This window comes from Actinophytocola xanthii, from assembly GCF_001921205.1.
In the GTDB taxonomy this organism is placed as follows: domain Bacteria; phylum Actinomycetota; class Actinomycetes; order Mycobacteriales; family Pseudonocardiaceae; genus Actinophytocola; species Actinophytocola xanthii.
Window position 1 is genome coordinate 1 of the sequence record NZ_MSIE01000095.1, and the last position, 21,730, is coordinate 21,730.

Consider the following 21,730-nt stretch of genomic DNA (forward strand, 5'->3'; position numbering starts at 1 on the left):
CACGAGGACACTCACGAGGACATCGCGGTGGGCGAGCCTGACAGTCCCGTCGTCGACCTGGACGACGTCGCCGACGGCCCGCCGGCGGGTGAGCCGGAGGACGGTGAGGCGATCGCCGACGGCGACCTCGTTGACGGCGACCTCGTTGACGGGGATGGCCTCGTTGACGGCGACGTTGTGGATGACCTCGTCGGCGCGATCGAGGCGCTCGGTGGTGCGGCCGGTAGGGCAGACGGTTCCGGTGAGGACGTGGATCGTGTGGACGTCGCCGCTTAACGCGGTTCGCCGCGCGCCCTGACGTACACGAACCCGGTGGCCGGAGCGCGAAACCCGCAGGGTTTGTGGCGCTCCGGCCACCCCGTCCACGTCCACAGCCACTGGCTGCCACGGCTCGTGGAGTAGGCGCGGTTCGTCCTTGGTCAACGTGCCCGTCCAACCTGTATCCGCTTTCGGCGTTCGCCGCACGGAGTCGGCTGACCAGTCGACGGACCGTTCGTGGTCGACGACCACCATCCTGGAGGAGGTAGGAGTGTCCTACGTGGCCCGCCGCCGGGCACCGCCGTCGAGATCCAGCGAGCCCAGCCGCCCGCCGACCATGTCATGGCCGAACGAGGCGTGGTCATCCACTCGGCGATGACCTGGCTCGTCGCCTACTTCCCTGGCGACCCGGGACGGCTCGCCGACCCGGCCGATCCGGCGTCTATCCGCGTGCTGCGCACCGCCGATGTCACGGCTTACCGCGACCTGGCTGACTGCGATCCCGCATGGGTCATCGGCACGTGGAACCACCTGGACCCGGAAGGTCCCGGCCTGCTCCAAGCACCGCAGGCCACCCGCGTCTGGGAACTCGCGGCCCGACTCGCACAGCACCGGCTCGACACCAACGCCGCATCGCTGCTCACACACGCGCAACTCGAACACTGGGCAGGCCGACTGTTGACCGAGGACGACATCGACCGGCTCGAAGACGCGATTCCGCACTCCTCCATCCCCGACGCGATAGCCGCCATCGTCGACGGAATGGACAGCTCGGACGCCGAGTAAATCGGCGCTGAACGCCCGGGCCCCGACACGAGGAGCGCGCCCAACACCGCGCATCCCTGGCCGAGACCTTCAGGCCGCGGCTCGCGTCATGCGTCCATTGTCAGCAGTCCACGACGGACCGCACGGTCCGTCGCAGCTCCCGGCTGACACTCACTGTCCTCGACAGACACACCAATCGCACTCCACTTTCTCAGCCCTCGCCGGCGCGTCGAGTCGGCGACGCCTGCACGGACATCTACCGGAAGTCGATCAAGGAGGAAACGCATGAGCATCAAGGGATTCGCCGCTCTGAGCGCGCTCGGGGCCAGCCTGCTCCTCGGCCTCACCGCGTGCGCGAGCACACCGGACGGTCAGATCTCCGAGATCGAGGGCGCCATCAACGGGGCCGTCCTCGAGGTGTGGAGCCAGTCCGCCGGCGACCACGTCGAGATCGCCGTCGTGGCCGACCACGACTGCGAGCTGGGTGACATCTACTTCGAGTGCCTGAACCCGGGCGAAGTGCTCGGCCGCACGGACATCCCCCGCTACCACGGTGACGGTTTCGACGAGGAGCCGGCAGAGAACGACGAGTAAGGCCCTCGGCGTTCTGGCCAGCCGTCCGGGATGCCGCCCCGGGCGCCCACACCGCAGCTCACCGCGTGGTCGGCAACGGCCATGCGGTGAGCTGCCTGAGTTCGCAGCGCGCAGCCGCCACACAACCGGTGAGTGTCATGACCGATCACGACATCAACAACGGGAGTCCTGGTTCTCCGGATGAGACCGGTGACGAGGTCGACATCGGACCGTTCTGTGACTGCGTGGCCGGCGGGAGCTGCCGCGTCGAGGGGCGCTCGTCGACGACGATTCATCGCGTCCGGCTGTGGTGGCTGGATCCGAACGATCCCCGTGACCCGGACACGGTCGCCAGTCCCGCGCAGCTCGACGCGTGGATCACCGCCGGCGTCATCGTCGGAGCGTTCTGTCCGACCTGCGACGACATCGTGATCAACTGCCCCAGCTTCGACCGATTCCTCGCCGCCGCGCGCTGGGATACAGACGACGATGTGTGATCAACCCTCAGCGGCCGGGACAGAAACCGACGACCAACGTCCGACCGGACCCAATCCAGCACAAGGACGGTGCCGCCAGCCACCGCGTGCACCAGCTGCCTCACGGCCCGCTTCGGCGCGTGGTCGTGACTGCACCAGAGCGATGCGAGAGAGGTGACCTATGTCGGCAATCCGCTTTCCCGTGGTGCAGCGCACGCGCCAGACGCTGCGCGACGGTGACTCGGAGATCGAGTTCGAGTTCGAGCTGCGAGTGGCGCGGCGAACCTCCCTGCTGATGGCCCGCCCGGTTGGTGGCGATCATCAGGCGTGGCGGACGTGGGCCGACTGGACCACACCACCCGATGACCCGGTTGGCGCTGGTGAACGAGAGGCCAGCCGCTACGGGGTGACCGGCTGGCAACCCGTCCCGCGACTGCCCCTGACGACGTCGGATGTGGTGGCACTCGGCGCGATCGTCACCGGCGCTCGGCGGTCGGCGCGGGTGTCTCGGGCTCTGGACTACGACGCGGTGTCCGGGACAGCCCGTGCCGTCGTCACCGATGAGCGCGGCGTGTTCGCGGGCGACCGGGATGACGTCCGGGACTGTCTGCTGTGGGTGACATTGTCCAGCGGGTTCGAAGCGTTCTGGCCCGTGAGTGACCTAGTGCCTGAGTACCAGTCGAGTCTGTTCGTGCTCCACAACCAGACCTGACCGAACGGAGAGCCGCCCATGATCGAGCAGAAGGAGTCCACGCCGACGTCAGCCGGTGTGACGGTCACCAACATGAGCACCCCGGCATCCTTCGGGGTGGAATGGCGCGCCGGTGACCATGGGACCCGGTTCCAGTTGGCCAACCCGCGTGGCACGCGCACGTTGCTGTTCGGCGCCAAACCCGACGGGGCCAGCCAGTGGATCACCACGACCGTGGTTGACCCGTCCCGGTTCGGCCTGAACACCCCGCCGCGTACGTTCGCGCAGTTCCGCAGGATCGTCGACGCCTACATCAACGCATAGGCCAACACACAGACATGCGGTGCGAATCCGCGACACCGGCCATCCCGAGAACACACATGCAGGTGGCGCACGCCCAGCCGTTGCGAGGACGGTCGTGGCGCTGACCGCTGAGGAGGACCTGGTGACGACCACCGGCCCGACATGCCAGCCCACGCCATTCCACCCGGGCGATCGGGTGATCTACGCGGGCTTCATGCACGGGGAGTTTCTCCGGTACAGAAACGATTTCCGCTGCCCGCGCGACCACCTGTACCACCCGGGCCACCGCATCGCGGTGTTCCAACCGGACCCGACGCCGCACCAGCAGACCGGCGAGCTGGTCGGGTGGGGTGAGTGGCGGGCATGGGAGTGCCACCTGACTCGAGAGACGGACCCACGACCGCCCGGACATAGACCCCCTGCGACGTCAGTGGAGAAACCCGTGCAGCAGATCACTATTACGGTGTTCGACTTCGATGAGTTGTCCGAACCGGCGCAGGCTCGCGCGATCGAGGTGCTCCGCGATAAGCTCGCCGGCCCATGGTGGGACGACGCGGACATCGACGCCGTCCAGGACGCCATCGTCCACGCACTCGCGGAGAAGCTGGGCACCGTCGGTGCGTCCCGTTACGGACCGGCCGACTTCGCCGGTATCAGAGGCGTGCGGGTGGATAGCTGTGACCTCGAACGCCGGCACAGCATCGCCGTGTCCGGAATCCTCGACCGCGACAACGCCGCCGCGCTGCCCTGGGTGGACGGCCTCGACCACGTCGAGTTGAGCGGTCGCCGGTCACACTCCACAGAGGTCACCGTCCACGACGCGACCGCGGAATGCACCTGTTCCGCAGACCACTACCTGCTGCCCCATGACGACGACTGCCCGTCCCTAGGTCCGCCTCCGGCCACCGCCGATCAGCGTGACGCGCTGGAGGACGCCGCGCGCGACGCGCTCTGCGAGGTATGGACGGCCGGGGAACGCGAGGCCGAGTCCCGGACCGGTGAGGAACGGGCGCGCGCGGTCGCGACCGACTACCAGTTCACCGAGGACGGCGAGCTGTATCCGTAGCACGGGTACCCGCGACACCACCCACCGCCGTGAGCCGATCCGCGCTCCGGGCACACAGCCGGAATCGGCTCCACCACGCGACCCACGAGGAGATGACCATGGTCGGGACAGCATCCGGGCTGAATCCGTTCGAGTTCGGGATCGCGGCGTCCAAGGATCTGGCCAAGACCGTTCAGGAGCTCGTGCACCAGCCGGGTGGCCGGGTGCTGTGTGATGTGGAGCCGGGTGACAACCTGGAAACCCTCGCGGCGATCGGCGCCGACCATCCGTGCGACAGGCGGTGGAGCGACGCTCCCGTCCCCGAGTTGCGTGGCTGCATGGACGATGGCTATACCGCCGAGGACGTCAATCGCGTCTTCGGGCAGATCCATCACGACTGCGGAATCACCCTCGTCTGCGTCTGGGACTACTACGACGCCTACGGCCCCGGAGGTAACTCGCAGTTCCATGTGGACGTCGGCACGGGCACGCTGCGCGAGCTGGCGGGCGAGTTGTGCCGTTGGCTCAACGAGAACCCGCACAGTCCGGCCAGTCCGCCCCATCCCGGCGCGCCCTCAACATGGGCCGGTGATCTCGTCGAGTTCTGCCTCGACGACCTGCCGTGGCACGACGGGCGGCACAACTACGCCGTACGCCATGACATCTAGCCACAGGAAGCGACCGCGGCCCGGGTTGTCCTTCGGGGTCGATGACGAGATCGAGCCCCGGTTCCTCGTCCCCGGCGTCCACATTCGGCGTCACACCGAGCCCGATGGCAGAGGCGGTCTCACGGTGCCGGTCCCCTGCTGCGGCCGCCGCGCACACCTGGCCGACATCGGCACCCATCACCAGGCGCTCATCGGATGCCCGTTCTGTCGTCTGCTCTACGACACCACCATCATCGATGAACTCGACGGCGGCCACGCCGCAGTGCTCCAGGTCCGCGACGAGCAGATCGCGCTCGCACGCCGCCACCCACGCCGCCCCCGCCAGACCAGGGACAACGCGTGACGAACCGGCCGAGCGGGCCCGTTCCCTACCGCTTTGTCAACGTCAGAAGGCCGGGAGGATCGCGGCTCGCCTTGCCCACCTCACGGTGCCACTAGACCGTCTCCATATGGCCCGCTGCCTCGCCTTCGGGCGAGCACGCCGTCACTTCTCGGCTCGTGTGCCGGGGTCCGTGGATCGGCCGTTTCGGGAGAGCCCGATGCACTTGTATCTTGGTGTCCATCGTGGACGGTGGCTTGAGCAGCTCACGGTCCCGATGTGCGTGTCGCTCCGCACCATGGAAAAATACCGTGACGATTGGGATAATCACCCCAAGGCATTCGTTTCATGGATTTTGGACAGTGGCGCGTATACGGAAATCTCGAAATACGGTGAGTGGCGCTACGACCCGGATCTGTTCGGCAGTGTGGTCACTCGCGTTCTCGACAACGTGGCGACTCCACCAGCGTTCTGCGCTCCGCAGGATTACCCGTGCGAGACCGGTTCTCTGTCTGCTTCCGGGTTGACTGTTGCCGAACATCAGGAATTCACGATCGAATCGGAGTGTTATCTTCGGTCTGAATTCCGCCATGTTCCCTGGATTCCTGTGTTGCAGGGGTGGAAGCTTTCCGAGTACGTCGACCATGTGGCGCGGTATCTGGCCGCGGGGATCGACCTGACTTCCGAACCGTTGGTGGGATTAGGAAGCGTGTGCCGGCGGACGGCGACCCACACCGTGGATGAGATCATCACCACGTTGCACGGAATGGGGATTCGGTTGCACGGGTTCGGTGTTCACCGCTCTGTTTTGGCGCGCTGCGGCCATCTTCTTTACTCGGCTGATTCGATGGGGTGGTCCAGGTCCGCGAGATGGCGCTCGAGAGCGATGCCTGGGTGCGACCATGAGGGAAATTGCACGAACTGCGCCGAGTTCGCGTCTCGCTGGTACCACACGACTCTTGACGTGGCGGAACGATCGCACGTGAGCCGGCACCGGGATCGTCGCAGGCAGCCCATCCCACGGCGGGCGGTCTGAGTATTCCGGATTGCAGCCCAGTTGGTGATGCGCCTTTGTCGTCGCTGGGCGTATTCCCGTGGTAGGTCGACGGTCGCGCGTCTCGTCCTCCGGGATGCCGTTGCGGGCCTGTGTCGTGCGGAGGTGGTGGGTGATGAGCGCGAAGAGGGATCGCAAGAACTCGATCCGCGGCTGGCAGATCCCCGAGTGCGGACAGTGGATCCGGCCTGTCGACCCGAATCCCGACGACCCCACCGGAAACGACGACGGCAAGGGTGACGGCAAGGTCAGGGGCCGGTCGTGTCCCGTGCGGGCCACTCATCGAGTGACCTACCGGGACGGGGAGTCGGACCGGACCGAGCACGCGTGCCAAGCGCACCTGCGCCTGGTGCTGGACTGGGCGGCGAAACGCCGCGCGAGGGCGCTCCGGGACGGTCTCGTGCTGCCGGAGCCCACGATTGTCGAACTCACCTTCACCGCCGACGCCCATGCTGCGGCGTACGGCCGTATCCGGTTCATCCGCTCCGAGCAGGTCGTCACCGGTCCGATCGCGCAGGCGCTGATCGCTACCCAGTCGCGCATCCCGCCGCCACCGCCACCACGACGTCGCACCGGCGAGCATCGCGCCACTCCAGCAAAACCAGCACCTGTCCAGGAAACACTCTTCTGAGTCCATCTCTGTGCTGGGTCCACTGGAGACGGTGGTTGGCGGCCGGTTGGTGCCTGGTCTCCCCGTGCTCGCGGAAGGCCAGCACCACATCGCGCGGTGCGCGAACCCGCACACCTGGCCGGCGCCGAGGTCCCGCCCGGTGCACTCCCCCGCCATACCCGTGTCGATTCCTGTTCTACGCGAAGGAGATGTGACCCATGACCACGACCGAATCAGTGTTGACTGCCCGCAACGCCAGCCTGCGGGACATGGCGCGGCTGTTGCAGCATCAGCAGGCGAACAAGCTCGATGTCGTCGTGCCCGCCCACAACATGCGCATGTCCGGCGGCCTGCTGGAGATCGACGGGATCGGCGAGCCGGCCATCACCCTCGACGGGGTCACCTCCGCCACTGGCCGGTTCACCCCGACCGGGACCTGCGATGCGGGGATCGCCGACAAGTTGGGCATTCCCGTGCGCTATCTGCGGCGGATGCGTGAGCACAACCAGGTCGACCTGCTCGACCACAACGTCAACACCTGGCTCGCCACCGAACCGAACGAGCGTTACCTCGCGCGGACGCTGCGCGGCCACCGCGGCGCCCCGGGGATCGGGCGGGCGCTGCTGTCGGAGAAGTACAAGATCACCGACAACCTCGACGTGTTGATGTCGGTACTGGCCGGCATCAAGGCCGCCGGGGTCGCGGTCGACGTCACGCGCTGCGATCTGACTGAGACCCGCATGTATGTCAAGATCACCGCCCCGGAGGTCGCCGCGTACGCCCCCGCCCTGCTGCGCAACTACACCAGCCCGTTCACCCGCGCGCGCGGTATCGACAACCCGGTGGTGTTCGCCGGGTTCATCGTCACCAACAGCGAGGTCGGCCACGGCGCGTTCAAGATCATCCCCCGGTTGGAGGTCCAGGTCTGCGACAACGGCGTCACGATCGAGAAGGACGCGCTCAAGGAGGTCCACCTGGGCGCCCGGCTCGACGACGGGGTGGTGCGCTGGAGCCAGGACACCCGCCACGCCATGGCTGAGCTGGCCGGCAAGCAGGCCCGCGACGCGGTCCGCGAGTTCCTCAACCCCGCCTACCTGCAGGCCAAGATCGCCCAGATCGAAGCTGACGCCGGTGTCCCGGTCCGCGACGTCGAGGCCACGCTCGAGTTCGTCAGCACCGAGCTGCGGTTCACCACCGAGGAGCAGAACACCATCCTCAACCACTTCATCGACGGCGGGGACCGCTCCTCCGGCGGCGTGCTGCACGCGGTGACCAGCGCCGCGCAAACCCTCGACGACGCCGACCAGGCCTTCGACCTGGAACGCCACGGCCTGGCCGCGATGCGCCACGCCGCCGCCTTCCAACACTGACCGCCCGGTGTGCTGCCGCCCGCCGACCCGATCCCCGGCGCCGCCATGACGGCGCGTCGACACCGAGCGTGCGGCAGCACGCCGAGTCCCTTGCCTGCTCCCGGAGCGCTCATGACCTATCCCGTGACGCCACGCGCCCTGACCTGTGCGATCCGCATCAGCGGACCGGTACCCGCGTGGGAATCCCTGCCCGCATCAGTCCAGCGACTGTTCATGGCGTACGTCGATGCCGACGACCACGGCCGCGCGGTGTGGCACGCCCGCCGACCACGACCACGACTACGCGATGTGGCTGGCCGCCACCAGCAGCGAGTTCACCGCGCGATGCGGGCATCTCCCCGCGCGGACCTCACCGACCAGCGGTGGCGCCGCTACTACGACGCCACATGGTCACCGGCCGAGGCCGTACGGCTCGACCTGCACCAGCGGCCGATGGCCCGGGGCGACGACGATGAGGAGCTGGTGTGCCCCGTCTGCGGTGCCGCCGGGCGGATCTGCGAAGAGGACCGCGCGACACGACGCCACGACCTGTCCGTCCACGGCTCCGGCATGGGTGCCGGGTCGTCTTGGCCGAGGACGATCACCTGTTCGAGCACGTGCGGTACGTCTGCCTCCGCTGCGACACCACGGTCCAGTTGCCCCTGCCGATCGATCACTACCGGTAGCTCGTCGGGCTGCGGTCTGCCTTCTGTCTGAACCTCTGTCTGAAGTGGAGTGTCATGTCCACCACCCCGTCCTCTCCCCCTCTGTCCGCGGACGGCATGTCGCAGGTGCGGCGGGCCCGCACCTACCTGGCGCGCGTCGCCGAGCCGCCCGCACCTGCGCTGTCCGCGTTCATCGACGCCCACGGACCTGTCGAGGCGGCTCGGCGGGTCCAGGCACAACAGGTCCCCGAGCCGGTCGCGCGGGAAACCGCGGCCCGACACGGGCTCGACCTCGTCGACGCCGACATCGCGGCTGCCGCGGAGATCGGCGCGCGGCTGATCATTCCCGAGGACGAAGAGGAATGGCCTACCCACCTGATCACCGCGCTGGCCAGGGCCGCCACCACCGGCGCGTCGTGGGCCATTCCTCCGGTGGCGCTCTGGGTCCAGTCCGCAGTGCCGTTGCGCGACGCGCTGGCCAACGCGGTGTCCGTGATCGGGGCGCGCGACGCCACCAGCTACGGCGAGACCGCGGCGGCCGACATCGGGTACCGGCTCGCCACCGACGGCGTCACGGTCCTGTCAGGGCTGGCTTACGGCATCGACGGCGCCGCGCATCGCGGCGCGCTGGCCGCTGACGGGCTCACCGCCGCCGTGGTCGCGACCGGGATCGATCAGTGCTACCCGGCCGGGCACCAGAGCCTTCTCGACCGTATCCGCGCCCGCGGTGTGGTCGTGACCGAGTACCCGCCCGGTGCCCCGCCCGCGCGCCACCGGTTCTTGGCCAGAAACCGACTGGTCGCGGCCCTGTCCCGCGGCACGGTTGTCGTGGAAGCCACGGCCCGCAGCGGCTCGTTGAGCACCGCACACCGTGCGCGGGTGCTGGACCGCCGGGTGATGGCCGTGCCCGGCCCCATCACCTCCGCCCAGTCCACCGGCTGCCACCAGCTGATCCGAGACCACGCCGCAGAACTCGTCACCTCCGTGGCAGACATCCACCACTCCCTCGACACCACGCGCCCGCGCCCGGCCTGACCCCTTGGGAGGCCGCAGCCACGAACCACCCGCCACGGCTCGGGTCCCACAGGCCATCGCCTCCGAGACACCCAGCGAAGTCCACACAGGACTGGACACGCGGGCCCCATCGTATCCCGACTTGTGCTCGGCGATGAGCGAGCCGCACGCCCGAACGGTCGTCCCGTACGGACCAGACAACCCGTCGACGCACGACTATCTACATAGGAGGTTGACGCGTGGAACGTGTCGAGATCACCGGTCACGAGTTGCAGCAGTTCCTGCGCGCTCTGACGACTCGGGACGTCACCCTGCTGCGGGTCTGGATCGACGGCGGAGTGAAGTACAAGATCGACGGCGGGTGCTGGTCGCCGCCGATCGGTGAACTCCGCACCGACGAATACTGAAACCTCCCTTCGGCTCGACTCGCCGGGGATGGACTCGGTCGCCGATCGGGGGGCATAGCACGACAGGGCGCTGTCGACGACGGAGTCGTTGCACGCCTTCCCGCATTCCCCGGCCAATCCGGCCGTTCAACAGGGCCTCGTCACGCGCTCTCCCAGTTTCAGGGCTGCCCGATCGGTGATCGGGCAGCCCTTTCTGCTGTGCGGCCTGGACTCGTAGCGCTCGACGCTGCCTCTCCGGCTCGGCGGCTGGCATGCCGGCCGCACGTCGGCGTCGCGCGCTTTCGCCCGCCGTAACCGACCCGCACCCCCACCTCATCGGAAAGTGAGGCGCTTCGTCATGTCCGTCCCCACCCACACGATCCCCGCGTGCCATCCGCACACCGCCTGCACGACACCTCGTACGGCTCCGGCCCGGAGCGGAGGTGTCCGGCGATGACGGTGACCACGGAGCGGGTCAAGGAGATCCTGAACAGTGCGGAGGTCACCGGCTGCAGGCTGGTCATTCCGCAGCGGCTGAACCGCGCGGACTACGTCGCGGTGAACACCGTGTTGACCGCGCTCGGCGGCAGCTGGTCACGCGCGAATCAGGCCCACGTGTTCCCTGCCGATCCGACCGACCAGCTTGCCACCGTGCTCGCTGACGGGGCACTGCCGCGGCCCGCGCGCACCACGGAAGGGTTCGTCCCCACCCCGGCCGAGCTGGCCGAGGAACTCGTGCGCGAGCACACCCGCTTGGCCGAGTTGCCCGCACCGCGCGTGCTGGAGCCCTCGGCCGGGGACGGGGCGTTGGTCGACGCGGTCCGCACGACGGCACCGGACGCGACCGTCGTCGCCGTCGAGCCGAACGCCGCCCGCGCCGCGACCTCGGGAGCTGGCCGGGCGTGTCGCTCGTGACCAGCACGTTCGAGGAGTACTCCGCCACTGTCGACACAGCAGCCCTGGTGTCCGCGGACCCGGCCGATCAGGACCCGGGCGACCGATCCGCTCGCCAGCTGTTCGACGCGGTGGTGATGAACCCGCCGTTCTCGGTGCCGGGTCACCCGACGATCTGGATCGACCACGTCCGGCTGGCGTGGCGGCTGCTCACGCCGGGTGGCCGGCTGACCGCGATCGTGCCCAACGGGTACACCTTCCGCAGCGACCGCAGGCACACTGCTATCCGGGCCCTGGTCGAGCAGGTCGGCGGCACCCACGTGGCGCTGCCCGACGACGCGTTCGGGACGCGCGGAGTCCGCGCGGTGTTGCTCACCATGGACAAGCCGCTCGACTACACCGAAGGCGCCGAGCCGGCCGCGCCCCGGCAGCGAGGTAAGTACCAGGCCAGCCCGGAGGAGGTCGCCGAGCGGCGGGCCTCCGACCGCGAGCTGAGCCAACTGGTCCACGAGGTTCTCGACGACCCGGCGGCCGTGTCCCGGATGCAGGACTCGCTCAGTGCGGGCGGCGTGTCGGCCAAGGTGCTGGGCTACTCGCCCCGCAACCAGGCCATGCTCCTCACGCAGTGCGAGGCCCGCGGCATCCAGCTGGTCGACGTGGACTCGCCTGCAGGGTGGCGCAAGCGCGGCCGCAAGGTCCGCCCGCACGTGGCCGGCCTGCGGATCGTCGCCCCCCGCGGCGAGACACGCACCGCCGCGACCGACGCCACCGCCAGGACCGCGCCCGGTACACCGGCTGTCGCGAACGCGCCCAGCACCGACGGTGGCACTGGCTCGGGCGCAGGTGGGGACACCGGAGGGGAGTCGAGCCAGGACACGGTGTTGTTCCGGATGATCTCGGTGTTCGAGCTGTCCCAGACCGAGCCCGTCACCGAACCCACCCAAGCGACCAACAACCGGGCCCGCCAGCCGCAGCGGGGTCGTGGGAGGTGGGCAGCGTGACCAGCAACGCCAACCACGACCAGCCCGCCGATGTGGGCGGCGCGCGGAGGCGGTTCCAGCCGGGTGACGTGCTGGTCGGTGACTGGGTCTGGGGTGTCGGCGCGTGGCTAGTGCACCCGGTGATCCGGGTGAACCGGCACTCGGTCACCGTGGGCATCCACCGCGTGTCCGGGGGCTGGCTGACCACCGAGAGGCTGCGGTGGGAAGACATCCGCGGCGTCATCCCGGCCGAGTCCGACCTGCCCTCCGACCTCGCCCAGACACTGGCTGATGCCGCACGGCGGGTCCACCGCGGCTTTCTCGACGCCGACCAGCGGGCCGCGCTGGCCGCGCTGCTGCAGGTCGCCGGCTCCTCCACCCTGCCTACCCCGGTGACTGCGGTCCTGCACGCCGCGGTCACCGCCCTCACCCGCGCGCCCCGCGACCGGCCCGCCAGCGCCCGGGACCAACCGAGCCAGAAACCCAACGACAGCCACCACACCCGCCCGGCTATGAGCCGCGACGACAGTGAGGAGGACCGGCCGTGACGGTCGAGATCACCCACACCTACGCCGAGGGAACCCTATTGTCCGGGCTGTCCAAACCGGAAACCCGGAAAGGCACGCCGGTCCGGCAGATCCTGGACGACAACGTGTGGACCTGGCGGCCCGAGCCCGGCTGGTTCCAGCGCTCCAGCCGCAACCAGCTCCCCCGCCAGTGGCGCATCGACAACACCGCCGATCGGCTGCGCCAGCTCGGCTACGAGGTCACCGTGACCATCGACCTCACCGTGCGGGACATGGACGAGATCGAGCAGGAACGCGCCGAGCGGCTCGACGACCGCGCCGACGCGCTGGACGCGAAAGCCACGCGCCGCGCCAGCGCCGGCCACGCCCGCATCCAGTCGGCGAACGAGTTCTTCAGCGGCATCCCGATGGGCCAGCCCGTCATCGGCGAGGCCGACCGGCGCCGCCGTGCCCGTCACCTGCACACCGAGATGCGCGGCTACGCACTCCTCAACCAAGCCGAATCGGCGGCCGACCGCGCGGACACCGCCCGCCGGCACATGGACCGCCGCTACCACCCCCGCAAGGTCCTGCGCCGCATCGCCCGCCTGGAGACCGACCTGCGCAAGACCCAGCGGCACCTCACCAACGCGGCCGAAAACGGCCACGAAGCTGCGCGCGAACGCCTGCAGGCCGCCTGCGACAAACTCGCCACCGAGCTGGCCTACTGGCAGAAGATCCACGACCAGCAGGTCGCCGACGGCCAGGTCCGCGTGTTCACCCGCGACGACATCAATCCCGGTGACTGGGTGTACTCCGACTGGCCCGGCGGGCCGCATCGCGTGGCACGGGTCAACCCCACCACCGTCAGCATCGAGACGCAGCGCATCCACGGCACGGACACGTGGTGGACCAACAAGGTCCCCTACTACGAGATCACCAACGTGCGCCACGCCGACCCGCAGCCGCCCGGCCCGCCGCAACCGGCCGACGCCGCAAGCACCGAGACCTGACTCCACCAAAGCCGGACACCGCCCCGCCCGTTTCGGCCGAACGGGAATCGAAGCCGACCGTCCAGGCCCAGGCCACGCACCGGCGTTGGACGAGGCCACGCCGGTCAATCCTCAGTAGGATGGCGGCGGGATGTGCTCGTTGTCAGCGTCGCTGCTGTGGCCTCGTCGTCGGTGCGCGACCCAGGCGGCCAGGATGCTGAGGCTGCCGACACCGACGCCGATTCCGCTGGCGGGGATGCCGAGCACGGGCGGGGCACCGGCGACCTGCGCGAGGACCCCGCACGGGAGAGCGAGGATCGCGACAGCGCAGAGGGTCCGCCGAGGGACATCAACGATGCGATAGATCAACCCGACCACGCTGTCGGGATCGCCGGGTCGTCCCGTCGAGGCGCTCACGGTCCGGCACCGTCCCCGTCCGGCGTGCGAGCTGTGTCCTTCGCGAGAGGTCCTACCAGGCGGTACCGGAAGTCCACGGTCCAGCCGGCGTCGGCCAGGGGGCGCTTCTTGCGCTGAAACCACCGCACGAGCACATCCGCTGCCCGCAGCTCGGCGAGACCGCGTTGTGCGGTGTCGCCGGAGATGCCGTACCAGGTGGCGACCTTGTCGTAAGGCAGGCTGAACCCGGGGGCGAGGTCGCAGGCGATGAGCAACATGGCCAGACCAGGCAAGGACAGGTGTTGGTCGTAGCCGTGCAGCCAGAACGCGTGCGGGAGTTTGAAGTAGGTCTCGCCCGGGGTCGTGACCGGATGGGTGTAGGTCTGGCCCGATCCGTCCTCGCGGAGCAGCACCACGGTGGTGGTGCGGCCGACTCGGAGTCGGGTGATCAGCCCACGTCGTTCCAGCCGGGCCCACAGCCGGGACACCGCTGCCCGCGCCGACGGTGCGGACGGATCGGTGCCCAGCCGCAGTGCCCGGACCCACACGCCGGGTGAGTGCGTGACGTACCAGGGGGCGGCGCTGGCCGCAGCGTGTACCAGGAGGTAGGCGAGAAGCCCGCGATGGTCGCCGGCTTTGACCAGGGTGGCCAGTGGGCCGGGCTGGGCGGTTGCCCCTCGTCCGGTGTGCAGGAACGCGGACCTGATCGGCACGAAGCGGCGGCGGGCGCGGTTGAGCATGGCGGCCACGGTCTCGTCCGAGGTCGCGGGTGCTTCGTCATGCTCCGAGAGGCCCAGCATGGTGGCAGTATGACACACGCTCGTGACCTCACGAGCGTAGGCAATTACAGATCAACACATCAACTGATGATTAAGTCCGGCCGATTTAACTCGAGGACGTACATCGACGTGCACGCACAACTGCTCCGCAGCTGAGGTTGGCCCTCCGATAACTAGCGCGGAGCCATCCCGGGCTCAGGCACCCGGCCGACGCCCGACACAGCGCTGACCAGCCACCACGACCGCCACCAGCAACCACCGGGACTCACCCTCGCGCGGCACGCAGGTCACTGGCCGTCGAGGACGCCGCACCTCCCGCGCGTCGCAGGTGTCTGACCGGTCCCGGTGCCGCCAACCCCAACGGCTGGCCGGTGCACCCGCCCGGTCCCACGTACCGGTGGCGAACCCGACGACCAACTGGGCCGCCGCCCACGGCCACTGCCACGGCACCCACGCGCGCCACGCCTGTGGCTCACGCCGCGGACCAGCCCAGCGACGACCCGCTGCCGGTATCGCTCCGAGACGCCTGACCCCACCTCAACCCTGCTTTGCGCCGACGCCGCGCACCAATCGCACGAACCAGGCTCACGTCGGCTGCCCCGGAGTCGTCGCCGTTTCTTCACTGAAGGGGGGCCGATGTCTGCTCCGGACCATCCGTGGTTCCAGGCACACCCGGTACGCCGCGCCAACATCATGTGGCACTGGGAACACGCCACCAGTGACGAGATCCAGCAGGGAATGTCCTGGTATGGCAAAGCCCACCAGGTCGCCTCGGCCATCGCGGATGGTGACGCCCGTCTGGGCGCGGGCATCCTCGCGGTCTATTCACCCCAGCAGGGCTGGATCGCCAACGTGCACCTCGCCGCCCGCGTGCTGCGCACCGGCACCGGGATCGGCGGCATCGGCTGCGGCGCGTTCGCCAGCACCGCACAGAAGCGTGCCGCTGACCGACTGCTCGCCGGCGAACACCACGAGCGGGTGCTGTCCGGTCCGAAAGTCCGCGCCTTCGCTCATCTCATCGAGCACGGCGCCGGCCACGCCCCCGCCTGTCCGCACGTGGTGATCGACCGGCACGCTCTGTCGGTCGCACATGGACACCCGCTGAGCATCGGCCAGTACAGCGCCGCACCCGTACGGGGCGTGCGGCGCCGAGACGGCACCGTCTCCCACCCGCACTACGACCAGGTGGCCACTCTCTACCACGAGGCCGCCGATGAGCTCTCGCGCCTCGAACACCGGCCGGTCGCCGCACACCAGGTCCAGGCCATCACCTGGTTGGTGCGCCAACGCCTCACACAAGCAACCATCCGACAACGCGGGATGTCTCTGCTGGACAAGGGACGAGAGACCGTACGGGTCAACGCCGAGAACGCCTGGCGCGACTTCCGCGCTACCCATCTTCCCCACATACGTGACTGGCCGGACACCGGCTACCTCTCGGCCGTCTGACACCGCCTGCCTGCGCCTGCCTATCCGCGCCCGCCGGTCGAACCAATCCTGCCCACGCCGGCCTGATCGCCCTCGGCCGCAGAGAACCGGACCGTCGCCGGCGCGACTGTCCACACGATCGAACCTCGGGCGCAACGGCTATGGGTCGTGGCCGAAATCGGGCGAATATCCCTGACCTGCGGTTATGCGACGGTCAGGATCAGCCCTGATCGCGGTGTTGCTTGGGCTCGGGCTGGCTGTGGCGGTGTGCCGAAGACGAGTTGATCGTGTGTCTTGCACAGCAAGCGGACCCGGTGGCCGCGGCCGGGGAGTTTCTCGCCCGCCGTAGCTGTGACTCCGCAGATCCAACTGTCACTGTCCGTAGTCGGTGCACTGTCAGTCAGCGCCAGATAACTGGTGTGCGCCCGCGCGATGCCACGGCGACGTTCTAGCCGATGCCGTTCGCGCCCAATAGGGATCTGGGCAACCGCTCGGTCACGCGCCCTGCGTGGCCGCGTGGAGTGCTCGCCCCACGTCGCCGCACGGTGGGCCTGCCTCACCCTCGATGCTCCAGGCACAGCCAATCTGACCGCGCCCTCTCCCGTTGCATCTTCGGCTCGCTCCTCCGATCGCGGTCCTCCGATCGTGCTCTGCCGCGTACCCGGTGCGCTCGTCGCCGCACCAGTGCGGATTCCGCGTCCGAGACAACGGTGGGCCGGTCCCTCGCTCCGGCTTACATCTCGGGACCGCTCCGACCGCGGGATCTGTCGTCCATCGAGCGATGCACGGCACTGGGCGGCGAGCAGTCCTTCACACCGAACGAAAGGCGGAACCCCGGTGCCCGCTGACGAGACCACCGGTCCCCGTGACTCCCACCGCATGGGCACCCCGATCTACGACGCCATGGTCCGCGCCCTCACGACTACTGGATTCGCTCCCAGTGGCGCCTCTGCCGAAGGCGAACCCGACAACAGCGGCGACACCGACACCGAGCAACCCGATTTCCAGGAGAAACCGATCCGTCCTGCACATGACCACCGTCCACACCGAGGGATGTGATCGATCCGGACACGCCCGAGGGCGGCGCAGTGACAGCCGCCATGTCCGGCTGGTCCGCCAGCTTCACAACATCGCGCAGGAAGGTGTCAATGAGCCTCTGGTTCGCCCGAGGACCTGGGCATCGCCCGGCGAGTTGCAAACCCGTCGCCGAGAACCGCTGCGGATGGCGCTGTCGACCGTCGACGATCGGCCGTGGTCTACGGGGTCTGCATCAGTACCGACCACACCGTGCCGGAGCCGATTATTCGCGCCGCCTGCGCGGACCTGGCGCACCGTCTCGACCCTGGCACCTGCATCGACCTGGCCACCGGTACCGGTGATGGCGGCGATGGCGGCGTGCTCGCCTACATCGAGCCACACCCCTTCCCCGTCACCGGTTGCTGACCGCCGCCGAATGGACGGCCGAACAGACGGTCCTGCCCCCACATCCCCGGCGGACTCGCGAACCACCCATCTCGCCGCCCCGGCCCCGCAGCGCGCCGCCGCACATCAACTCCTCGCCCGGGAATCTGGAGGGTCTATGCCATCGCTCACGGTGTTTGTCGCGACTACCCGTACTCAGGGGCGTCGTGCCAACGACTTCGCTCACATCGAGGGCCCCGAGCTGGTTGACCTCGCGATGACCTGCGACCGGGACAGGGGCAACCCGGATGGCGGCTGTGGTTGTGCCCGTGCGTTCACCGGACTTGACTCCGGCCGGGGCACGACCACCGCCGAGGTCGCCGTGCGTGATCTCACGCTCGTGCAGTACCGCAACATCTTCCACCGCAGACTCGTCGCGTTCGGGTTTGACGACGACCCGGATCTTCGGCGCGAAGCCGAGCAGGCCGCCGACGAGATGGCGCACATCGCTGCGAGGTGGCCGGTCGGCGCTGTCGTCGAGCGCCGCGGCGACACCATCGCCGTCCGCGCCTGGCCGACAACGTCCACCAACGGACGACGGAACCTACGTCAGAGCCGCTGACTCCGCACCAACGACATGGTGCCGTGCCTTGGTGGTGATCTGTGGCTGCGATCGCTGGCGCTTACGTGGCGTGAGGTGTCCGCAGGGCTTCCCGCCGCCACTGCCCGGTGCCTCCGGTGTCTCCGTCCGGACCATCACCCCACCCGGCTACGTGTGTCCGCGTGCCGCGCCGCAGATCCCGGCCAACAGCTCTGCCCCGAACCCGTGCACATCGCCATCGAGGAGAACGCGTGATTCTGCCGAGCCGAGAGATCGAGCCAGTCATCGCACGCTGCTGGGCCGACCCGGACCAGGTGATCACCGACGATGCGGCACAGACCATCGCGTCGTGGTGGCACTCTCCCGCCCCGATCGATGAACAGGTCACCCGGCTCTCGCACGGACTGGAGTTCGACGCGCGCGGGTTGCTGACCCGCGTGGACACGCTGATCCGCGACACCAGCGCGGACGCCGATCGGCACCCCGACCTGGTCGTGTTGCGGCGGTGGGTCCTGGACCGGCTACCACACCTGGCGGTGACCACGTTCGAGATGAGCGCCGCCGAGTGGGAGGCGTGGTCGCAGCAGTGGGGGCACACCGGCACCGACCAACCCGCGGACCTCACCGGCCACACCGAGGAGCACCTCGTGGCCGACAGCGCCGAGGACTTGGGGGAATGGGTGTATCCCGGTGACACCCGATACCCCGCAGACACCCCCGGCCTGGACAACGACATCGACGTGGACTCAGAGGACGGCGGGCTCTGGCTCCCGCTCCCGGCGGTGGACACCGTGGCGGCCATGCTGACCGGTCACATCACCCGGTTCTGGGCAGAGTCCTACGGCAGCAACCCCTTCGCCTCCAGTCCGTACTGGGGCCAGTCCAGCACGTTCGCCGCACAGGGCGCCCACCAGCCGTACGCGTCCCGCTACATCCACCCCTACACCGGAGATGTGGAGATCACGCTCGCCCGGGTGCACGGGTTCTCCACCGGCGAGCAGGCCGAGATCCACCGCCGGTGGAACGCCGGAGGACGGTAACCGCCCCGGCGTGCAGCCAGGAGTCGACGTGGACGCTGGCGCAGGGCTTTCGAGCCACCAGCAGCCAACACGCGCCAGCAACGGCGTCCCCGCGCGGTCGGCCCACTCAGCCGGACGGCATGCACGATAGGCGGACGCTCCACATCCGATCGTCCACAGAGGAGCAACATTGTGATTGCCACCGACGAGACCATCGACGCCGTCGCCTCAGCATCAACATCCTCGACCGCGACGAGGCCACCCGCCTTGTGTACGCCGTCGCACCGCACTACCGCAACGGCCGGCTGACGCCCACCGGGATGCTCGCCGCGTGTCGGCTGCTCTACGCCGGGTTCGACCGGTACGAGATCGAGATAAGGGGCGCTCTGGCCCGCGAGGCCCGCGCCATCCTCGCGCTCGGCGAGTACCCCCGCACGCAGACGGGGACGGACCAGTCCGCCGCGTGAGCACAACAGGCCGTTCGCGGCCCGCCGCGGCCTTTCCGACCAAGTTCCATACATCCTTTCTCTGGAGCTGTGCCTTGTCTTGTCAGGACTCGTCTCACGGCGCGTCGCCCGCAGACCCTCGTCCGCTCCTCGACAACTGCACCGTCGGCATCGACGACGAGACCTTCCCTGCCCACGACGATGGCCTGCGCTGGAACGGTTTTGTGTGTCCCACCTTTCGGCGCGAAGTCGCCGAAGAAGTCACCGCCTACTTCAACCAGCTCAACGCCTCCGGCCCCTGGCCGCAGGACCAGGACTACTTCGACTGGGACGGCGACGTCATCATCCACACCCATCGTGCCTACGTCCACGATCCGGGCTACGAGCCGACGCGTATCGAACCGGAGGCGAACAACCGGTACGCGATCGGTGCCATGAGCTGGACCTGGCGACGCACCGACGGACGAGACCATCCCGAACCCCGCTCGGTCGCTGACCGGTCCCCCGGGTAAGCCCGGCAGCCGCTCGCCGCCGCCCGCTCCCTCCGTCCCCGGACGCTTGCCAGCATCCGCCGCAGCCTCGACCGCGGCGGATCTATCCCACCGACTCCCCACGCAACCCGTCCATTCGCGCGGCGACGGGAGACCGGGTCTGCCGCCCTTGCCGGCGGCAGAACGACAACAGCCTGCGCCGCGCCGCTACCGCCTGGACCAGACGAGGGCGTCGCAGGCGCACTGCGGATGACGAGCACCAGTCCCGAACACCAAAGCTGCGAGCTGCGCAGCGCTGGTGACCCGAAACGATGCGAGCAGAACGGCGTGTTCCATGACTGAATCCGACGAACAGAGTTTTCGGTCTCTCGATCGGCAGGGAGCCCTTCCCGATGGGGAAGTGCTCGTGGCGTTCCCGTTCAAGCCTGCCTTCCCCGGTGTGCTGGCTCGGGGTGCGACGCCGAGCGCCACGATCACCTCGCCCACCGACAGCCCGAACGTCCCCGGCGGCCTGTATGCCGACATCGGGCTGCGCTGCCGACGATCCGTCGCGCAATGGATCGGCGTGTACCTGCAGTCGTTCTACGGCAGCGCCCAGATCCGCTACGAGTGGCGTGGCGACATCCTCGCCATCCACGACGACCCATGGGACGAGCACCCCGGCGAGCAGCCGCACCTGGTGTACCCGGACGCCGACGGCCGGTACGAGATCATCGAGCCATGGCTGCGCGCCTCCGACCAGCGCGCCGCAGAACTGGCCCACCTCCACCCGGACGCCCTGGCGATCCTGGCCGGCGATGAGCTACCGGGCGCGGCACCCGAGACGACATCCGTGATGGCCGCCTACCTATGTGACCACCCCGGCGCGCACAAGCGCCAACGCCGCCTGCTCGAAGCCGCCCTCGTCGACCTCCACCGGTAGCCACCACGCCGTGGCAGGCATACACGCCTGGCCGGCCAGCGGCGTGCGTGGTGGCCAGCGGCGTCCGCGCGACCCCGGCCGCCCACGTCGACGTAGCGACGCGCGCCCCCGGCGTGCGCGCGGCCGCTCCGGCCGGCACACCCAGCCGAAACCACGACCCGCTGTCCACCGCTACCAGCCAGCGAAGGGACTACCCGTGACCATCAACCCACAAGCCACCGACACGGCCCGGCCCCACATGTTCGGCCAGGGCGACTACGTGCTGCCGCAGACCGTGCAGACCAACATTCCCCGCCAGCACTACCCACGGCGCTCCCGGCCTGTGGGCCTACGCGCGGTTGCCTCGTCGAGACCTGCTACGCCCTGCCCTGGACTCCGATCGCGCTGTTCGTCCGCGTCCACGCCGACGACACGACAGCGGCCGTGCTCACCATGATCGCCCGGGACGAGGACAACGAGGTCGTCGCCGTGGTGTGGCGCCAGGAGTATGGCACGACCGACCCGCCGAGCAGCCACCAGCCGAACAGCAGCCGGACGGGCACCGGGTGGCAGCTCACCATCGACGGCGCCGTGCCTCACCAAGGCACCGGCGGAGTCCGTCCCTCACCGCCGATTCTCGCCGACATCATCCGCCACGCCATCACTATCTGACCCGGCTCGGCACACAAACGACCTGCCGGAGCGCCGGTCGCTCGCACA

Annotated in this window: 28 protein-coding genes; 25 read left to right on the forward strand and 3 right to left on the reverse strand. The window is 69.0% G+C overall.

Going from position 1 to position 21,730, the window contains the following annotated elements; genetic code table 11:
- Positions 1-513 (reverse strand): hypothetical protein (locus BU204_RS41675; protein ID WP_233160941.1); only part of this gene is annotated, 513 nt, incomplete at its 3' end.
- Between BU204_RS41675 and BU204_RS34205 the strand changes: the two genes are divergently transcribed.
- From BU204_RS34205 to BU204_RS34275, 17 genes are all read left to right on the forward strand, one after another.
- Positions 496-1,044 carry a hypothetical protein gene (locus BU204_RS34205; RefSeq protein WP_143229943.1) on the forward strand — a complete coding sequence of 183 codons (549 nt, stop codon included), beginning with the start codon at positions 496-498 and terminating at the stop codon, positions 1,042-1,044. The two genes, BU204_RS41675 and BU204_RS34205, sit on opposite strands and share 18 nt — an antisense overlap.
- Positions 1,045-1,308: 264 nt before the next feature.
- Positions 1,309-1,617: a hypothetical protein gene (locus BU204_RS34210; RefSeq protein ID WP_075129959.1), complete on the forward strand. Its 309-nt coding sequence runs from the start codon at positions 1,309-1,311 to the stop codon at positions 1,615-1,617.
- A 65-nt stretch (positions 1,618-1,682) separates the two neighbouring features.
- The gene (locus BU204_RS34215; protein WP_143229944.1) at positions 1,683-2,093 is read left to right on the forward strand and encodes a hypothetical protein; all 411 of its coding nucleotides are present in this window, start codon (positions 1,683-1,685) and stop codon (positions 2,091-2,093) included.
- 160 nt (positions 2,094-2,253) lie between these two features.
- Entirely contained in the window at positions 2,254-2,784 is a 531-nt protein-coding gene (locus BU204_RS34220; protein WP_075129961.1) for a hypothetical protein, read from the forward strand.
- An 18-nt stretch (positions 2,785-2,802) separates the two neighbouring features.
- On the forward strand, positions 2,803-3,087 hold the full coding sequence (locus BU204_RS34225) for a hypothetical protein (RefSeq protein WP_075129962.1): 285 nt from the start codon (positions 2,803-2,805) through the stop codon (positions 3,085-3,087).
- A gap of 94 nt (positions 3,088-3,181) precedes the next feature.
- Positions 3,182-4,132: a hypothetical protein gene (locus tag BU204_RS39580; protein ID WP_143229945.1), complete on the forward strand. Its 951-nt coding sequence runs from the start codon at positions 3,182-3,184 to the stop codon at positions 4,130-4,132.
- A gap of 98 nt (positions 4,133-4,230) precedes the next feature.
- On the forward strand, positions 4,231-4,779 hold the full coding sequence (locus BU204_RS34235; protein WP_143229946.1) for a hypothetical protein: 549 nt from the start codon (positions 4,231-4,233) through the stop codon (positions 4,777-4,779).
- A gap of 124 nt (positions 4,780-4,903) precedes the next feature.
- Complete coding sequence (locus BU204_RS34240) at positions 4,904-5,122, forward strand: hypothetical protein (RefSeq protein ID WP_143229947.1); 219 nt, start codon at positions 4,904-4,906, stop codon at positions 5,120-5,122.
- A gap of 196 nt (positions 5,123-5,318) precedes the next feature.
- A complete protein-coding gene (locus tag BU204_RS39585) occupies positions 5,319-6,134 on the forward strand; it encodes a deazapurine DNA modification protein DpdA family protein (RefSeq protein ID WP_143229948.1) in 816 nt (271 codons plus the stop codon).
- 130 nt (positions 6,135-6,264) lie between these two features.
- A complete protein-coding gene (locus BU204_RS34245) occupies positions 6,265-6,783 on the forward strand; it encodes a hypothetical protein (protein ID WP_143229949.1) in 519 nt (172 codons plus the stop codon).
- A gap of 197 nt (positions 6,784-6,980) precedes the next feature.
- Positions 6,981-8,132: a hypothetical protein gene (locus tag BU204_RS34250; protein ID WP_075129967.1), complete on the forward strand. Its 1,152-nt coding sequence runs from the start codon at positions 6,981-6,983 to the stop codon at positions 8,130-8,132.
- A gap of 719 nt (positions 8,133-8,851) precedes the next feature.
- Complete coding sequence (dprA, locus tag BU204_RS34255; protein WP_233160945.1) at positions 8,852-9,811, forward strand: DNA-processing protein DprA; 960 nt, start codon at positions 8,852-8,854, stop codon at positions 9,809-9,811.
- 218 nt (positions 9,812-10,029) lie between these two features.
- A complete protein-coding gene (locus BU204_RS40405; RefSeq protein ID WP_158073554.1) occupies positions 10,030-10,197 on the forward strand; it encodes a hypothetical protein in 168 nt (55 codons plus the stop codon).
- Between the two features lie 432 nt (positions 10,198-10,629).
- A complete protein-coding gene (locus BU204_RS34260) occupies positions 10,630-11,091 on the forward strand; it encodes a hypothetical protein (protein ID WP_075129969.1) in 462 nt (153 codons plus the stop codon).
- Entirely contained in the window at positions 11,088-12,071 is a 984-nt protein-coding gene (locus BU204_RS34265; protein ID WP_143229950.1) for a DNA methyltransferase family protein, read from the forward strand. Before BU204_RS34260 ends, BU204_RS34265 begins: the two co-directional genes overlap by 4 nt.
- Positions 12,068-12,598, forward strand: coding sequence for a hypothetical protein (locus BU204_RS34270; RefSeq protein ID WP_075129971.1), 531 nt, complete (start codon positions 12,068-12,070; stop codon positions 12,596-12,598). The genes BU204_RS34265 and BU204_RS34270 overlap by 4 nt, the downstream gene beginning before the upstream one ends.
- Positions 12,595-13,569 carry a DUF3560 domain-containing protein gene (locus BU204_RS34275; protein ID WP_075129972.1) on the forward strand — a complete coding sequence of 325 codons (975 nt, stop codon included), beginning with the start codon at positions 12,595-12,597 and terminating at the stop codon, positions 13,567-13,569. The genes BU204_RS34270 and BU204_RS34275 overlap by 4 nt, the downstream gene beginning before the upstream one ends.
- A gap of 111 nt (positions 13,570-13,680) precedes the next feature.
- On the opposite strand, the gene BU204_RS34280 is transcribed toward BU204_RS34275, so the two are convergent.
- Together BU204_RS34280 and BU204_RS34285 are read right to left on the reverse strand one after the other, a co-directional pair.
- Positions 13,681-13,965 (reverse strand): hypothetical protein, encoded by a 285-nt coding sequence (locus tag BU204_RS34280; protein ID WP_143229951.1) that lies wholly within the window; start codon positions 13,963-13,965, stop codon positions 13,681-13,683.
- Positions 13,962-14,744 carry a helix-turn-helix transcriptional regulator gene (locus tag BU204_RS34285; RefSeq protein ID WP_075129974.1) on the reverse strand — a complete coding sequence of 261 codons (783 nt, stop codon included), beginning with the start codon at positions 14,742-14,744 and terminating at the stop codon, positions 13,962-13,964. The genes BU204_RS34280 and BU204_RS34285 overlap by 4 nt, the downstream gene beginning before the upstream one ends.
- 615 nt (positions 14,745-15,359) lie before the next feature.
- Here BU204_RS34285 and BU204_RS34290 point away from each other — a divergent pair.
- The 8 genes from BU204_RS34290 to BU204_RS34325 all read left to right on the forward strand — a co-directional run bounded on the left by BU204_RS34290 (position 15,360) and on the right by BU204_RS34325 (position 21,682).
- The gene (locus BU204_RS34290; protein WP_143229952.1) at positions 15,360-16,172 is read left to right on the forward strand and encodes a DUF7178 family protein; all 813 of its coding nucleotides are present in this window, start codon (positions 15,360-15,362) and stop codon (positions 16,170-16,172) included.
- Between the two features lie 1,230 nt (positions 16,173-17,402).
- The gene (locus BU204_RS34295; RefSeq protein ID WP_075129976.1) at positions 17,403-17,594 is read left to right on the forward strand and encodes a hypothetical protein; all 192 of its coding nucleotides are present in this window, start codon (positions 17,403-17,405) and stop codon (positions 17,592-17,594) included.
- Positions 17,595-17,730: 136 nt separating this feature from the next.
- On the forward strand, positions 17,731-18,174 hold the full coding sequence (locus tag BU204_RS34300; protein ID WP_075129977.1) for a DUF7715 family protein: 444 nt from the start codon (positions 17,731-17,733) through the stop codon (positions 18,172-18,174).
- A 230-nt stretch (positions 18,175-18,404) separates the two neighbouring features.
- Positions 18,405-19,193 carry a hypothetical protein gene (locus tag BU204_RS34305; protein ID WP_075129978.1) on the forward strand — a complete coding sequence of 263 codons (789 nt, stop codon included), beginning with the start codon at positions 18,405-18,407 and terminating at the stop codon, positions 19,191-19,193.
- 248 nt (positions 19,194-19,441) lie between these two features.
- Entirely contained in the window at positions 19,442-19,639 is a 198-nt protein-coding gene (locus BU204_RS34310) for a hypothetical protein (RefSeq protein ID WP_075129979.1), read from the forward strand.
- A complete protein-coding gene (locus BU204_RS39590) occupies positions 19,636-20,130 on the forward strand; it encodes a hypothetical protein (protein ID WP_143229954.1) in 495 nt (164 codons plus the stop codon). The genes BU204_RS34310 and BU204_RS39590 overlap by 4 nt, the downstream gene beginning before the upstream one ends.
- Before the next feature lie 385 nt (positions 20,131-20,515).
- Positions 20,516-21,031, forward strand: a complete 516-nt coding sequence (locus BU204_RS34320) for a hypothetical protein (RefSeq protein ID WP_143229955.1) — start codon at positions 20,516-20,518, stop codon at positions 21,029-21,031.
- 423 nt (positions 21,032-21,454) lie between these two features.
- Complete coding sequence (locus BU204_RS34325; protein ID WP_075129982.1) at positions 21,455-21,682, forward strand: hypothetical protein; 228 nt, start codon at positions 21,455-21,457, stop codon at positions 21,680-21,682.
- Positions 21,683-21,730: the final 48 nt, after the last annotated feature.

Coding starts and splice junctions, on each gene's coding strand:
- BU204_RS34210 (WP_075129959.1), top strand. CDS start 1,309: ATGAGCATCAAGGGATTCGCCGCTCTGAGCGCGCTCGGGGCCAGCCTG.
- BU204_RS34220 (WP_075129961.1), top strand. CDS start 2,254: ATGTCGGCAATCCGCTTTCCCGTGGTGCAGCGCACGCGCCAGACGCTG.
- BU204_RS34225 (WP_075129962.1), top strand. CDS start 2,803: ATGATCGAGCAGAAGGAGTCCACGCCGACGTCAGCCGGTGTGACGGTC.
- BU204_RS34235 (WP_143229946.1), top strand. CDS start 4,231: ATGGTCGGGACAGCATCCGGGCTGAATCCGTTCGAGTTCGGGATCGCG.
- BU204_RS39585 (WP_143229948.1), top strand. CDS start 5,319: ATGCACTTGTATCTTGGTGTCCATCGTGGACGGTGGCTTGAGCAGCTC.
- BU204_RS34250 (WP_075129967.1), top strand. CDS start 6,981: ATGACCACGACCGAATCAGTGTTGACTGCCCGCAACGCCAGCCTGCGG.
- dprA (WP_233160945.1), top strand. CDS start 8,852: ATGTCCACCACCCCGTCCTCTCCCCCTCTGTCCGCGGACGGCATGTCG.
- BU204_RS34260 (WP_075129969.1), top strand. CDS start 10,630: ATGACGGTGACCACGGAGCGGGTCAAGGAGATCCTGAACAGTGCGGAG.
- BU204_RS34285 (WP_075129974.1), bottom strand. CDS start 14,744: ATGCTGGGCCTCTCGGAGCATGACGAAGCACCCGCGACCTCGGACGAG.
- BU204_RS34290 (WP_143229952.1), top strand. CDS start 15,360: ATGTCTGCTCCGGACCATCCGTGGTTCCAGGCACACCCGGTACGCCGC.
- BU204_RS34300 (WP_075129977.1), top strand. CDS start 17,731: ATGCCATCGCTCACGGTGTTTGTCGCGACTACCCGTACTCAGGGGCGT.